Genomic DNA, 14552 nt, shown 5'->3' on the forward strand with positions numbered 1-14552 from the left:
GCAAGATCGACTACTTTCGCCGGAATCGGTATTCACGAAGACTGCTCCTGGGATGGATAACCACGGAAGTTTACGCGGGTTTCCACTGATGGACAAGGTTTATGGGCCTTAACTGCCCGGAAAACCGCCAAAAAATGCAAAAGCGGCGCAGGCCCCGCTGAGCCTGCGCCGCAATTCGCACCAGGGTCCGGGATCAGGCGTAGAAGTGCCACCCCAGATATGCCGCAAACAAGGCATAGAAGCCGCCCACCGCCGACAACGCCGGCACGCTCATCACCGAGCGGCGGAAACGCAGCCACAGCAGGCCGATCGACAGCATCGTGAACAGGCCCGCGGCCAGCAAGGGGGCATCCAGCAGCCACGGCGTCATGAAAATACCCAAGGCGCTGGGGATGGTGGCCTGGATCATCATCGCGCCCGAGATGTTGGCCAGCGCCAGGCGTTCCTTGCCTTGGCGCACCCAGATCAGCGCATTCATGATTTCGGGCAATTCGGTGGCGACGGGCGCCAGCAGCAAGGCGGCCACGTGCGGCGACGCGCCCATGAAAATGCCCAGCACTTCGATCTGGTTGACGAACACGTGCGAGGCGCCCGCGATGACCACCAGCGCCAGGATCGTCTGCGTCGCGGCCCAGAACATGGTCGGGTCCTCATCGCGGGGGCGCAGCTTGAGCGGCTCGAGGTCCTCGCTGTCGGTCCGTTCCTCGTCATGGCTCAGTTCGCGCTTGATGTACAGGCCGTACGTCGCCAGGAACAGGATGCCCAGCCAGGGCTTCCACGCGAAGGCCAGCAGGCCCAGGCCCACCTTGAAGATGAAGATGCCCATGAACCAGGCCTGGTCGCGGGCCAGCCGGCGCTGGTCCGCGTTGATACAGTTGGCTTGCGTCGTCTGGCCCCGGCGAGCGCGCCACAGGGCGAAGCCCACTACGGCGTACGCCAGGGTCGCCAGCACCAGGGGGCCGCCCATGGCCGCGCCGACGCCGATGTCTTTCTGCTCCGGGGTGTCGCCGAACATGACGGCCATGAAGGTGACCGCGCTTTCCGGCAATGCGGTGCCGAACGCGGCCAGCACGGTGCCGGTGGCGGTGGCGCCCAGATGGAAGCGGTGTCCGACCCATTCAACGCCATTGACGAAGAATTCGCAGGCGAAGTAAATCACTGCCGCAGACAGGAAAAACAGAAACAGGGTGAGCAACATATGAACGCAGCCGGACGAGCAGAAACCAATTGGCGCGACGCTGCGGCTCGCCCGGCTAGGGTGAACGCAACGCGGCCAAAGGTCTCGCCTGGCTGATCCATGCGGCGGGCAGGCCGCTTGCATGGAAACCGTTAGCGCCATGGAGTTCTAGCAACCGCTACGCGGCCCTGAACCACCAAGTCTGTTGACGCTAACTCCTTTGGGGACAAAGGATGGCTACTCCCCAATGACAGAGCCGCGATTGTAGCAGCGCGAATCTGACGGTCCAGTGAATCCCGCGCGGACGCCGCGGGAACCCCACCCGCTGTTGTTTCCGCGCGATAGCGGGGTAAAGTAAGCCGCATCCACACCTTCGCGGGGTTCGCGCCCCTGCCCGCCATGAGCCTGCCTCCCGCCGACATCGCCCCCTTCGCCGCCCGGCGCCAACGCCTGATGGACCGGATGCGCGCCGACGGCGGCGGCATCGCCATCCTGAGCACCGCCCCCGAGGCAATCCGCAACCGCGACGCCGAATTCCCGTACCGTCACGACAGCGATTTCTTCTACCTCACCGGGTTCACCGAACCCGGTGCCTGGCTGGTGCTGATCGCAGGAGCGACCGACCGCGCCGTGCTGTTCTGCCGCCCGCGCCACGTGGAACACGAGATCTGGGAAGGCAAGCGCTTCGGCCCCGAAGCGGCCGCCGCCTATTTCGGTTTCGACGATGCGCACGCGCTGGACGCCCTGGACGAAGTGGTGCCCACGCTGATGTTGGACCACCCCACCCTGTACGCGCCGCTAGCCGGCGACAAGCGCACGGACGGCCGCCTGCACCGCTGGCTGGCTACGGCGCGCGACGCCAGCCGCGCCGGCCACGCGCCGCCTTCGCGCCAACAGGACATCCGCCCGCTGCTGGCGGAAATGCGGTTGATCAAGGACCCGGCCGAAATCGCCGCGATGCGGCGCGCCGCCAAGATCTCGGCCGGGGCGCACGCGCGCGCCATGCGCGTCGCCCGCGCCGGTATGCACGAGTACGAGCTGGAAGCCGAGCTGCTGTATGAATTCCGTCGCCACGGCGCCCAGGCCGTGGCCTACAACAGCATCGTCGCGACGGGCGCCAACGCCTGCGTGCTGCACTACCCGGCGGGCGAAGCCGTGCTGCGCGACGGCGACCTGGTGCTGATCGACGCCGGCTGCGAGGTGGACAGCTACGCCAGCGACATCACCCGGACCTTTCCCGTGAACGGCCGCTACAGCGGCCCGCAGCGCGCACTGTACGATCTGACGGTGGCGGCGCAGGAAGCGGCGGCCCAGGCCACCGCCCCCGGCCGCACCTTCAACGACGGCCACGAAGCCGCGCTGCGCGTGCTGGCGCAAGGCATGCTGGACTTAAAGCTGTTGAAGGGATCGCTGGACGGGGTGCTGGAATCCGGCGACTACAGCCGCTTCTACATGCACCGCACCGGCCACTGGCTGGGCCTGGACGTCCATGACGTGGGCGACTACCGCCAGCCGGGCCCCGCCCAGGGCGCCGACCGCCCCTGGCGCAAGCTGGAGCGCGGGATGATGCTGACGATCGAGCCGGGCATCTATGTGCGCCCGGCGGACGACGTGCCGGAAATCTACTGGAATATCGGTATCCGCACCGAGGACGATGCGCTGGTGACGGATGAAGGCTGTGAACTGATCACCCGTGGCGTGCCGGTAGAGGCCAGCGAGATCGAAGCGCTGATGCGCGAATAGCCGGCCCCACAGCCCCGACCCTACAGCACCAGCCCGTCCAGCCAGCCCATCGCCACCCAGACGTAGACCACCACCATGGCGATGGCGAACATCGAGACGACCGAGCCCACCAGGCAGGCCAGGATGGCGACCAGCACCGGCCCCCATCCCGTGGCGGTGGGGCGGCCCAGCTCGGGGTTATACAGACGGTCGAATTTCTCGTCCGGCATCAGCGAGAACACCGCGCTTTCGATGAACCCGTCGATCATCGGAATGAAGACCAGGAAGAACGCGGGGTTGTCGTACCAGACGGGGTAGAAGCGAAACGCGCAGAACAGGCAGACGAGCGACAGTGCGGTGACCAGCCAGGCGTGGCGCCGGCCCAGATACCACCAATGGGCGCCCAGCCAGCCGAACAGGCAGGCCAGCAGCCCCACGGCGACTTTGCCGCGCGGGCGGCGAGCGGATACGGCGGACAGCGAAGGGGAAGCCTGAACCTGCGTCATATCGATCAACCGGGTGGGGTGGGCCGCGCGACCCACCGCGCTGGCTGTCCCGGATTGTAGTGGACGGTTAAAATCGGGACATGACTGCACCCGCCTTCGACATTGCGATTCTTGGCGCCGGCCCCGTGGGCCGCGTTCTGGCCCTGATGCTGGCGCGCGTGGCGCCGGATCCGGCGCGCATCGCGCTGCTCGCGGGCGCTGCGCCCGCCCCGGCGACGCCGGCCGCGGCCGTGCCCGCGGCCGACCCCCGCGTGCTGGCCATGAACCATGGCAGCCGCGTGCTGCTGGAATCGCTGCATGCCTGGCCCGAACGTTCGGCCGACATCCGCAACATTCATGTCTCGCAGCGCGGACGGCTGGGCCGCACCGTGATCCAGAACACCGACTTCGGCGTGCCGCAGCTGGGTAGCGTCGTCGCCTATTCGGGGCTGCACGCCAAGCTGGACGAATGCGTGGCCGCCTGTGGCGTCACCGTCCTGCCGGGTCCTGCCGCGCGCGTGGACAGCCAGGACGCGGGCGGAGTGCGCATCGTGCAGGGCGACACCACGCTGCTTTGCCAGGTCGCCGTGCAGTCCGACGGCGCGGGCGCGGCCGACGTACGCCGCGACTACGGCCAGCACGCGGTGCTGACCACCGCCCATGCCACCCTGCCGCGCCGCGGCTGGGCCTGGGAACGCTTCACCGCCGAAGGACCGCTGGCCTTGCTGCCCCACCCGCAGACGCCGGATGCCTATTCCGTCGTGTGGTGCAGCGCCCCGGATCGCGCCACCGAACTGGCCGCGCTGGACAACACGGCTTTCTCGAAGGCGCTGTCGGCCGCCTTCGGCGACCGCCTGGGCCGGCTGTCCAGCCAGGCGCCGCGCCATGTCTTTCCGCTGTCGCTGGCCGCCCGCCGGGCGCAAGTGCAAGGCCGCGTGGCCGCCATCGGCAATGCCGCCCAGACCCTCCACCCGGTCGCGGGCCAGGGCCTGAACCTGGGGCTGCGCGACGCCGCCCGCCTGGCTCAGACGCTGGCGGGCTGGCTGGCCCGCCCCGAGGCCAGTCCCACCGCCCTGTTGGCGGAGTTCGCGCAAGCGCGCCAGGTCGACCGCTTCATCACCGCCGGCCTGACCGACCTGATGCCCCGCGTGTTCGCCACCGGCCTGGCCCCGGTGGAGCATGCGTGCGGGCTGGCCTTGCTGGGGATGGATCTGGCCTCCCCGTTGCGCGCGCCGCTGGCCCAACATCTGCTGCAAGGTTTCCGCGCCTGATTCCGCTCTCGTTCCGCCCCCGCCCGGGGGTCGGAATCGACTGCTTTCGCCCCCGTTTGTTACCAAGCTGTTGCCAGCTGAAAACGGGGGTTCGATCGAGCCGGTTAAAATGTGACCATGCGCATAGGCCAATGGACCCTTCCCAACAACGTTCTTGTCGCGCCCATGGCGGGCGTGACGGACCGCCCTTTCCGGCAACTTTGCAAGAAGTTGGGGGCCGGCTATGCCGTGTCGGAAATGGCCGCCAGCAACCCCAAGCTGTGGGATAGCGTCAAGACGTCCCGCCGCCTGAACCACGACGGCGAGATCGCCCCCATTTCCGTGCAGATCGCGGGCGCCGACCCGGCCATGATGGCCGAAGCCGCCGTCTTCAACGCCGGCAAGGGCGCCCGGATCATCGACATCAACATGGGATGCCCGGTGAAGAAGGTCTGCAATGTGGCCTCCGGCTCGGCGCTGCTGCGCCACGAAGACCTGATCGTCCGCATCCTGGACGCCGTCGTGTCGGCATGCGCGCCGCTGGGCGTGCCGGTCACGCTGAAGACCCGCACCGGCTGGGACCGTGAAAGCCGCAACGCCTTGCGCGTGGCGAAACTGGCCGAAAACGCCGGCATCGCGGCCCTGACCTTGCATGGCCGCACGCGCGCCGACCTCTATACGGGCGAGGCGGAATATGACACTATCCGCGCCGTCAAGGCCGAGCTGACGATTCCCGTGATCGCAAACGGGGATATCGACTCACCTGAAAAAGCCAGGCACGTCCTGGATTACACTGGCGCCGACGCGGTCATGATTGGCCGGGCGGCCCAGGGCCGTCCCTGGATTTTCCGCGAAATCGACCACTACCTGCGCACGGGCGAAACACTGGCCCCTCCCTCCTATGGGGAAATGCGCGAGCTGTTGCTCGAACATCTCGACGACCATTACCGGTTCTATGGCGAGCACACCGGCGTACGCACGGCGCGCAAGCATATCGGCTGGTATCTGGACGGCCTGCCGGGCGCGGATTCGTTCTGCGCCCGCATGAACCTGATCGACAACACCCGCGACCAGTGGCGGGCGGTGTCTGATTGGTTCGACATCATCTCGCGCGACGGCGAGCCCCATCCGGCGCCGGTCGCAGAAGCCCTGCTGGCGGCATGACCGCCTCAACACCAACATAAAAATATCTGTACTCAAATGAGCAAGAAAGATGTCCTGGAAGAATGCGTGCGCGCCAGCCTGGAGCGCTATTTCGAAGACTTGGGTGAATCCGAGCCCCACGATATGTGGGACATGGTGATGCGCTGTGTGGAGCGCCCGGTGCTTGAAGTAGCGCTTGAGCGGTCGGGCGGCAACCAGTCGCGGGCATCCGAAATGCTGGGCATCACCCGCAACACCCTGCGCAAGAAGTTGCTGGCGCACAATATCCAGGTATAGCTTTTCCGCGTGGACGGCCCCTTGCCGGGCGCCGTCCGCCCCGTCCTCCGATTTCCCATCCCGACCTGAACGAGAAAGGCGCTGCGCCCGACTCCCGTCCCCCACCATGAAAATCGAAACCGCCCTGCTTTCGGTGTCCGACAAGACCGGCATCGTTGAATTTGCCCGCGCCCTGGCCGCGCGTGGCGTGCGCCTGCTGTCGACTGGCGGCACCGCCAAGTTGCTGGCCGACGCCGGCCTGACCGTCACCGAAGTGGCTGCCCACACGGGTTCGCCGGAAATCCTGGATGGCCGCGTCAAGACGCTGCACCCCAAGATCCACGGCGGCCTGCTGGCGCGCCGGGACAGCGCCGAGCACATGGACACCATCAAGGCGGCGGGCATCGATCGCATCGACATGCTGGTGGTCAACCTGTACCCCTTCCGTGAAACCGTCGCCAAGCCGGACTGCACGTTCGCCGATGCGGTCGAGAACATCGACATCGGTGGCCCGGCCATGCTGCGCGCCGCCGCCAAGAACCACGGCACGGAAGCCGGCGGCGTGACGGTCGTGATCGACCCGATCGATTATTCGCGTGTGCTGTCGGAAATGGACAAGAACGGCAGCACCTCCTACGGCCTGCGCCTGGCGCTGGCCTCGAAGGTCTACGCCCACACCGCCGCCTACGACGGCGCCATCGCCGCCTACCTGACCAGCCTGACCGAAGCCGAACCGGCCCAGGAAGCGGTCCCGGCGCGCACCGAATGGCCCGGCACGCTGACCCTGCAGGTCAAGCAGGAGCAGGCGCTGCGCTACGGCGAGAATCCGCACCAGACCGCCGCCTTCTACGTGGACGCGCAGCGTCCGGCCGGCCTGCTGGGCAACTACCGCCAGTTGCAGGGCAAGGAACTGTCCTACAACAACATCGCCGATGCGGATGCCGCATGGGAATGCGCGCGCAGCTTCGACGTGCCTGCCTGCGTCATCGTCAAGCATGCCAACCCCTGCGGCGTCGCCGTGGCGGCCGACACGCTGGGCGCGTACCAGCAAGCATTCAAGACCGACCCGACCTCCGCGTTCGGCGGCATCATCGCCTTCAACCGCCCCGTGGACGCCGCGACGGCCGAAGCCGTCAGTGCCCAGTTCCTGGAAGTGCTGCTGGCCCCGGCGTATGACGGCGCCGCGCTGGCCATCCTGGCCGCCAAGAAGAACGTGCGCGTGCTGGAAGTGCCGATGGGCGTGGGCCAGAACGCCATGGACATCAAGCGCGTGGGCGGCGGCTGGCTGGTGCAAAGCCCGGACGCCTACAACGTGCCGCGCGATGCGCTCAAGGTGGTCAGCAAGCGCCAGCCCACCGAGCAGGAAATGAACGACCTGGCCTTTGCCTGGAAGGTCGCCAAGTACGTCAAGTCCAACGCCATCGTCTTCGTGGGCGGCGGCATGACGCTCGGCGTGGGCGCCGGCCAGATGAGCCGCATCGACTCGGCCCGCATCGCGTCGATCAAGGCGGAAAACGCCGGCCTGACCCTGAAGGGCTCGGCCGTGGCGTCTGACGCGTTCTTCCCGTTCCGCGACGGCCTGGACGTGGTGGTGGCGGCAGGCGCGACCTGCGTGATCCAACCCGGCGGCAGCATGCGCGACGACGAAGTCATCGCCGCGGCCGACGAGCATGGCATCGCCATGGTGCTGACCGGCACCCGCCACTTCCGCCACTGATGCGCGTCCTCGGCATCGATCCCGGCTTGCGCCGCACCGGTTTCGGTGTGATCGATGCCGACGGCTCGCGGCTGCGGTACGTGGCCAGCGGGACCATCGTGGTCCCGCCGGCGCTGACGTTGGCCGAACGCCTGAAAGTCATCCTGGACAACCTGCGCCAGGTGGCGCGCGACACGCAACCCGACGTCGCCGCGCTGGAAATCGTCTTCATGAACACCAACCCCGCGTCCACCCTGCTGCTGGGGCAGGCGCGGGGCGCAGCGCTGTGCGCGCTGGCCGACAGTTCGCTGGCTGTCCACGAGTACACCGCGCTGCAGATCAAGAAAGCCGTGGTCGGCACCGGACGCGCCGCCAAGGAGCAGGTGCAGATGATGGTGCAGCACTTGCTTGCGCTGGACGGCACGCCCGCCCCCGACTCCGCCGACGCGCTGGCTTGCGCCATCTGCCACGCCCACGTCGGACCGCTGCAGGACAAGCTGGAACGCCTGGGCACGTCGCTGCGCATGAGCGGCAAGACGCGTATCCGTAACGGACGCCTGATCGGCTGAACGCGCCCTTGCGCGTATAGAATGCCCGCATTCGCCGCGCATTCCGCGCGCCTCTCCTGCCCTACCCCTTTACCAGGCCTTCATCACCATGATCGGACGCATCACCGGAACCCTGATCGAAAAGCTGCCCCCCACCATCTGCGTGGACGTGGGCGGACTGGGCTATGACATCGACGTGTCCATGAGCACGCTGTACGCGCTGCCGGAAACCGGCGCGCGCGTCACGCTGTACACGCACCTGACGGTGCGCGAGGACGCGCACATCCTGTATGGCTTCGGCACGGCCAGCGAACGCAGCGCCTTTCGCGAACTGATCAAGGTCAGCGGCATCGGCGCCCGCACGGCGCTGTCGGTGCTGTCGGGCATGTCGGTGGCGGATCTGGCGCAGGCCATCACCTTGCAGGAATCGGGCCGCCTGACCCGCGTGCCCGGCATCGGCAAGAAGACCGCCGAACGCCTGCTGCTGGAAATGCGCGGCAAGCTGGGCGCGGACATCGGCGCGTCCTCGCATGCGACGCCGGACCACCAGTCCGACATCCTGAATGCGCTGCTGGCGCTGGGCTATTCGGAAAAGGAATCGCTGTCGGCACTGAAGACGCTGCCCGAAGGGGTCGGCGTGTCGGACGGGATCAAGCAGGCGTTGAAGGCGCTGGCCCGCTGATTACAGGTAGCGGGGCGCGACGGCCTCCAGCCCGGTCGGCACGACGTGCAGTTCCGGCGCAATGGGCCCCGCGCAGATATTGTCGCGACGCAGGGAATCCAGGTTGTCGCGCGACATCAGGGGCTTGCCCGGCAGGCATTCGAACAGGCGGGCCTGGATGCGTCCCACGCCCATCGGCATGCTGATCACAGGCCGCGGATGGCCGCTCCAGGCCGCACACAGCCGCGCGATCTCGCCCAGCGTGTAGACCTGCGGCCCGCCCAGCTCATACGTTTTGCCACAGGTGTGCGTGTCGCCCAGGGCGGACATCATCGCTTCCACCACATCGCCCACATAGACCGGCTGCATGCGCACGTGCGCTCCCGCCAGCGGCAGCACGGGCAGCCAGCGCGCCAGCGTGGCGAACATATTGGTGAATTTGTCGTCCGGCCCAAATAGGACGGACGGACGGAAAATCGTCCAGCCGCCTTCGGACGCGGCCTGGAATTCATGCTTGATCGCGGCCTCGCCGTCGCCCTTGGAGCGCTGGTACATGCTGTCGCCCTGGGAATCGGCGCCCAGCGCGCTGACATGCAGAAGGCGATGCACGCCCTGGCGCCGGCAGGCTTGCGCAATGCGCTGGGGCAACAGCACGTGGGCCCGCGCGAAGTCCGACCCGTACGGCTTGCCGATGTTGCCATGCAGGATGCCCACCAGGTTCACGACCACGTCGCAACCACGGACCAGGCCATCCAGCGCCGCGTCATCGTGGATGTCGGTCTGGACCAGCGTGACGGTGGGAAAGACTTGCAGTTCGCTGCCCCGCGCCAGAAGGCGCGTGGGCACAATCATCTGGTGCAAGCCGCCGGACAGCCGGGCAATCAGGTGACGGCCGATGAAACCGGTGCCACCAATGATAAGGATACGCATGCCGCAGCCTCCTGTTTGTCAGGATCGAGTCCCGATTCTGCCTTGCGCGGGCGGCAACCGCAAGCACGCATCGGCGGTCCGGCAGGCGAACCGCCGATCGCGATCAGGAAGCCAGCAATCGGGCGTAGGCCGGAAGGTCGACGTTGCCACCGCTGATGATGACGCCGACCCGCGCCCCGCGCACCGGCACCACGTTCTGCATGACGGCCGCCGCGCCCAGGCAACCCGTGGGCTCGACCACCATCTTCATGCGTTCAGCGAAGAATTTCATGGTGGTGACCAGCTGGGCATCCGTCACCGTGACGATGTCGCGTACATGCTTCTGGATGAGGGGGAAGGTCAGGTTGCCCAGGTGCGTCGTGGCGGCGCCGTCGGCCAGGGTCTTGGGGGCCGGAATCCGGACGATTTCACCCTTGCGCAACGACTGCTGGCCATCGTTGCCGGCTTCCGGCTCGACGCCGTAGACCAGGCAGCGCGGGCTGAGCGCGAACGCGGACAAGGCCGAGCCCGACAGCAGGCCGCCGCCGCCCAGGCAGACGAACAGATAGTCCAGCTCGCCGACTTCCTCGAACAGCTCCTTGGCCGCGGTGCCCTGCCCGGTGATCACGTCTTCATGGTCGTAGGGCGGAATCAGCGTGGCGCCGGTCTCGGCCTGGATGCGCTGGGCGATCTGCTCGCGGTCTTCGGTGTAGCGGTCGTACGTGACGATCTTGCCGCCGTAGCCTTCGGTGGCGGCGCGCTTGGCCGCGGGTGCGTCCAGCGGCATGATGATCGTGGCGGACACGCCTTGCAGCTTGGAGGCCAGCGCGATGGCCTGCGCGTGGTTGCCCGACGAGAAGGTGACGACGCCTGCAGCGCGCTGCTCAGGCGTCAGGCGCGCGATGGCGTTGTAGCCGCCGCGGAACTTGAAGGCGCCCATGCGCTGGAAATTCTCGCACTTGAAGAAGATCGATGCGCCGCTGATGGCGTCGGCCGTGGCCGAGGTCAAGACGGGCGTGCGGTGTGCGTTGCCGGCCAGGCGCTCGCTGGCGCGCACGACATCATCATAGGTAGGCAATTCGGGCAGCATGGGAATCCGGTCCTTTGATCGCAGGAATGTCGAAACCCCCGGATCATAAACCCGTCGCGCGGTTTGCGCGCCGCCCGCGCCTACTTGCCGAACAGATCGCCGCCGCCGGTCGTGACACCCGTGGGCGGGGTCAGGCCCAGATGGCGCCAGGTCGTCAGCGTGGCGGTGCGGCCGCGTGGGGTGCGTTGCAGGTAACCGTGCTGGATCAGGTAGGGCTCGATCACGTCTTCGATGGTGTCGCGCTCTTCGCCGATGGCGGCTGCCAGGCTGTCCACGCCCACCGGCCCGCCATCGAACTTGTGGATGATGGCTTCGAGCAGCTTGCGGTCCATCAGGTCCAGGCCCTGAGGGTCCACTTCCAGCATGGCCAGCGCGCGGCCGGCGACGTCGGCGTCGATCGTGCCGCTGGCCTTGACCTCGGCGTAGTCCCGCACGCGGCGCAAGAGGCGGTTGGCGATCCGGGGCGTGCCGCGAGCGCGGCGCGCCACTTCCGCCGCGCCGTCCGGCGTGATGCCGGCGTTGAGCAGGCCGGCGCTGCGCGTGACGATGTGGCCAAGGTCGGCCGCGTTATAGAACTCCAGCCGCGAGACGATGCCGAAGCGGTCGCGCAGCGGGTTGGTCAGCATGCCCGCCCGCGTGGTCGCGCCCACCAGCGTGAACGGCTGCAGGTCCAGCTTCACGCTGCGCGCGGCGGGGCCTTCACCGATCAGGATGTCGATCTGGAAATCTTCCAGCGCCGGATAGAGGATTTCCTCGACGACCGGCGACAAGCGGTGGATTTCGTCGATGAACAGGACGTCGTTCTTTTCCAGGTTGGTCAGCAGCGCGGCCAGGTCGCCCGGGCGCTCCAGCACGGGGCCGGACGTCTGGCGCAGCTGCACGCCCATTTCGTGCGCGATGATGTGGGCCAGCGTGGTCTTGCCCAGCCCGGGGGGGCCGAACAGCAGCACGTGGTCCAGCGCCTCGCCGCGCTTTCGGGCCGCGGCGATGAAGATCTCGAGCTGTTCGCGGGCGCGCTGCTGGCCGACGTATTCCTGCAGCGCCTTGGGCCGCAAGGCGCGTTCGATCGATTCCTCGTTGGGCGACACCGGCTGCGGCGCCACGATACGGGGGGCGTCGGGACGGGAGGAAAGGGAATCGGACTGGATGGCCATGGTGCGGATACGACAAGGGACGAAGCAGGATGCATCGTACCGTATGGTGGGGCCGCAAAGGGCCCCGCCGCCCTATGCGGTTTCGGACAGGGGCAGCTTGACCCGCACGCACAGGCCGCCAGACTCCGCCTGGCGCAATTCCAGCGAGCCCCCGTGGGCGCGGGCAATGGCCTCGGCCAGCGCCAGGCCCAGGCCCACGCTGCCGGTGCGCGTGCGCGCATCATCCAGCCGGCTGAACGGGCGCAGCGCCTCCTGGCGGCGTTCGGCGACGATACCGGGGCCATGGTCGGCCACATCCAGCACGGCGTGGCGCTCTTCCCGGCGCAGGCTGACGTCCACCGGTGGCGCGCCGTGGTTCAAGGCATTGCCGATCAGATTGTCCAGCAGGCGGCCCAGCGCCACGGCGTCGGCCTGCACCACCAGCGGCGCATCGTCGTCGGCGGCCGTCAGGTGGATGTCCGTGCCCGCGCCCTGCCAGGCGCCAACGCGTTCGGTCAGCCAGTCGGACAGCACGATGGGCGCATAGCGGTAGGCCGCGGGGTCGGTGCCGCGCACAAAGCCGATGAACTGATCAACCATGTGCTGCATGTCCTGCAGATCGGTGCGCAAGCCTTCCTTCAGCTTGGAATCGTCGGCCAGCTCGATGCGCAGCCACATCCGCGACAACGGCCCTTTCAGGTCGTGCGGCAGGCCCGACAACAAGGTGCGGCGCACCGAGTCGGATTCGGCCAGCGCATCCAGCATGGCGTTGAAACGCACGCCCAGCGCCCGTGTTTCATGTGGCCCGGAAGGCTCCACGCGCTGGGGTTGGCCCGCGGCCAGCCGGTCGGCGGCATCAGCCAGCCGGGTGATGGGCCGCGTGATGTGCCACGAGAAGCCCACCGCCAGCAGCAGCAACAGGCCCAGGCCGCCCAGCCAGGCCGCGATGAACGGCGTGGCCACGGGCGGATCCAGGCGGTCCAGCGGGATGACCAGCCATTCGCGCAAGCGCGGCACATCTTCGCTGGCGGAATTGGGCGCCAGTGAGATGAAGATCTCCGGGGCCGGGCCGCGCGAGAGCGCCACGCGGGTGCCGTCGTTCAGGCGTTCGTTCAGCAGTTGCACCAGCACGCGCAGGTCGCGGCGGATGTCATCCGGCTCGGGCTTGTAGCGGCGCATGTGCTCTTCGCGCGCCCGCTCGCGGTCGGCGGCGTTGCGCGCGTCGGCCCGGTGGTCGTCGCCGCGGTCGCCATCCGCGTCATGGTCGTCGCCCCGCACTTCGGGCGGCGGGGGCGGACGCGGCGTATCGCCGGGCTGAGCAGCCGAAGACTGCGGGGGAGGCGGACGCGGCGCGGCACGCGGGGGTGGCGGGGGACGGCGGCCATTGAAGCGTTGCAGCTTGGCTTCGGCCGGCAGCACGCGCGACCACAGCCGCCACTGGTTCTGCGACGCGGTGCGCACGAACTCGGCGCGGTCTTCGGCGGGCACCTCGGACACGGCGGCGCGCAGGGTGCGGATCGTGGTGACGATGTAGCCGATGGCCACGTCTTCCAGGAACTTGTGCCGGAAGTAAGACACCGTGACGAGCGTGGCCGCCTGCGTCAGCAGCACCGAACCCAGGATCAGCAGGATCAGGCGCGCCCGCAGCGAACGCGGCACCAGGAAACCGGGGGAAAAGCGCATCAGGGGGAAAACCGGTAGCCGATGCCCCAGACGGTCTGGATCCAGCGCGGCTGCTTGGGATCGTCTTCAATCACGCGGCGCAGGCGCAGGATGGCGATGTCGATGGCGCGGTCATTGCGTTCGCCAGCGTCGTCGTCGCGCGCCAGCGCCAGCAGGCGCTCGCGCGACAGCGGCTTGCCGGCATTGCGCACCAGGGCTTCAAGCAGGTTGATTTCGCCGCCGGTCAGCTTCACCACGGTGCCTTCGCGCGACAGTTGGCGCGAGGACGGGTCGAACAGGAAGGGACCGAACGTGACCGGTGCATCCTTGGTCAGCGCGGACGGGCCGCGCTTGCGGCGCAGCACGGCCTCGATGCGGGCCAGCAGTTCGCGCGGGTCGAAGGGCTTGCCCACGTAGTCGTCCGCCCCCGCTTCCAGGCCGATGATGCGGTCCACCGCTTCGTCGCGGGCGGTCAGGAGGATGACGGGAATGTCTTCGCCTTGCTCGCGCAGGCGACGGCAGGCATCCGCGCCGTCGCCGCCGGGCAGCATGCGGTCCAGCACGAGCAGGTCGGGCGCGTAACGGGTGATGCGCGAGGACAGGTCGGTGGCGTCCGGCGCCAGCAAGGTGTCGTAGCCGTGCCGATTCAGGTAGTCGGCCAGCAGTTGTCGTAACGCCGGGTCGTCGTCGACGACCAGCAGCTTGGTGTGGGGATTGTCCATGGATGCCATAGTGAGGCGCGCCGCGTCCGGCCGCAAGAGGCAAGAAATCAACTGAAATACACCTGTTGCACGATGTAC

The 14552-nt window shown here is 67.8% G+C and carries 14 protein-coding genes and 1 riboswitch; of the genes, 7 read left to right on the top strand and 7 right to left on the bottom strand.

Annotated elements, in window-relative coordinates; translation table 11 throughout:
- Window positions 1–193: 193 nt before the first annotated feature.
- Complete coding sequence (locus AC27VE_RS01105; protein WP_006226457.1) at window positions 194–1198, bottom strand: sodium:calcium antiporter; 1005 nt, start codon at window positions 1196–1198, stop codon at window positions 194–196.
- Window positions 1199–1277: 79 nt separating this feature from the next.
- A riboswitch (yybP-ykoY riboswitch) is annotated at window positions 1278–1442 on the bottom strand.
- A gap of 134 nt (window positions 1443–1576) precedes the next feature.
- On the opposite strand from AC27VE_RS01105, the gene AC27VE_RS01110 reads away from it, so the two are divergent.
- Complete coding sequence (locus AC27VE_RS01110; RefSeq protein ID WP_488702844.1) at window positions 1577–2920, top strand: aminopeptidase P N-terminal domain-containing protein; 1344 nt, start codon at window positions 1577–1579, stop codon at window positions 2918–2920.
- Between the two features lie 20 nt (window positions 2921–2940).
- On the opposite strand, the gene AC27VE_RS01115 is transcribed toward AC27VE_RS01110, so the two are convergent.
- The gene (locus AC27VE_RS01115) at window positions 2941–3405 is read right to left on the bottom strand and encodes a TM2 domain-containing protein (RefSeq protein WP_280025889.1); all 465 of its coding nucleotides are present in this window, start codon (window positions 3403–3405) and stop codon (window positions 2941–2943) included.
- Between the two features lie 80 nt (window positions 3406–3485).
- On the opposite strand from AC27VE_RS01115, the gene AC27VE_RS01120 reads away from it, so the two are divergent.
- The 6 genes from AC27VE_RS01120 (at window position 3486) to ruvA (ending at window position 8979) form a co-directional block, all read left to right on the top strand.
- Window positions 3486–4655 carry a UbiH/UbiF/VisC/COQ6 family ubiquinone biosynthesis hydroxylase gene (locus AC27VE_RS01120; protein ID WP_488702845.1) on the top strand — a complete coding sequence of 390 codons (1170 nt, stop codon included), beginning with the start codon at window positions 3486–3488 and terminating at the stop codon, window positions 4653–4655.
- Between the two features lie 117 nt (window positions 4656–4772).
- Window positions 4773–5798: a tRNA dihydrouridine synthase DusB gene (gene dusB, locus AC27VE_RS01125; RefSeq protein WP_167390031.1), complete on the top strand. Its 1026-nt coding sequence runs from the start codon at window positions 4773–4775 to the stop codon at window positions 5796–5798.
- A gap of 36 nt (window positions 5799–5834) precedes the next feature.
- Complete coding sequence (locus AC27VE_RS01130) at window positions 5835–6074, top strand: helix-turn-helix domain-containing protein (RefSeq protein WP_006217670.1); 240 nt, start codon at window positions 5835–5837, stop codon at window positions 6072–6074.
- A 106-nt stretch (window positions 6075–6180) separates the two neighbouring features.
- Window positions 6181–7770 (top strand): bifunctional phosphoribosylaminoimidazolecarboxamide formyltransferase/IMP cyclohydrolase, encoded by a 1590-nt coding sequence (gene purH, locus AC27VE_RS01135; RefSeq protein WP_006226452.1) that lies wholly within the window; start codon window positions 6181–6183, stop codon window positions 7768–7770.
- A complete protein-coding gene (ruvC, locus tag AC27VE_RS01140) occupies window positions 7770–8318 on the top strand; it encodes a crossover junction endodeoxyribonuclease RuvC (RefSeq protein WP_175177940.1) in 549 nt (182 codons plus the stop codon). The genes purH and ruvC overlap by 1 nt, the downstream gene beginning before the upstream one ends.
- Window positions 8319–8406: 88 nt before the next feature.
- Window positions 8407–8979 carry a Holliday junction branch migration protein RuvA gene (gene ruvA, locus AC27VE_RS01145; RefSeq protein ID WP_006226450.1) on the top strand — a complete coding sequence of 191 codons (573 nt, stop codon included), beginning with the start codon at window positions 8407–8409 and terminating at the stop codon, window positions 8977–8979.
- Here the strand turns inward: ruvA and AC27VE_RS01150 are convergent, their stop codons facing one another.
- The 5 genes from AC27VE_RS01150 to AC27VE_RS01170 form a co-directional block, all read right to left on the bottom strand.
- Complete coding sequence (locus AC27VE_RS01150) at window positions 8980–9888, bottom strand: complex I NDUFA9 subunit family protein (protein WP_006226449.1); 909 nt, start codon at window positions 9886–9888, stop codon at window positions 8980–8982.
- A 103-nt stretch (window positions 9889–9991) separates the two neighbouring features.
- Window positions 9992–10957, bottom strand: coding sequence for a threo-3-hydroxy-L-aspartate ammonia-lyase (locus AC27VE_RS01155; RefSeq protein WP_006226448.1), 966 nt, complete (start codon window positions 10955–10957; stop codon window positions 9992–9994).
- 80 nt (window positions 10958–11037) lie between these two features.
- The gene (gene ruvB / locus AC27VE_RS01160) at window positions 11038–12111 is read right to left on the bottom strand and encodes a Holliday junction branch migration DNA helicase RuvB (RefSeq protein ID WP_006226447.1); all 1074 of its coding nucleotides are present in this window, start codon (window positions 12109–12111) and stop codon (window positions 11038–11040) included.
- Window positions 12112–12183: 72 nt separating this feature from the next.
- Window positions 12184–13773 (bottom strand): sensor histidine kinase, encoded by a 1590-nt coding sequence (locus AC27VE_RS01165; RefSeq protein WP_488702846.1) that lies wholly within the window; start codon window positions 13771–13773, stop codon window positions 12184–12186.
- Complete coding sequence (locus AC27VE_RS01170) at window positions 13773–14474, bottom strand: response regulator (RefSeq protein WP_006226445.1); 702 nt, start codon at window positions 14472–14474, stop codon at window positions 13773–13775. Before AC27VE_RS01170 ends, AC27VE_RS01165 begins: the two co-directional genes overlap by 1 nt.
- Window positions 14475–14552: the final 78 nt, after the last annotated feature.

This window comes from Achromobacter sp. 18P8.1.1, assembly GCF_057799415.1.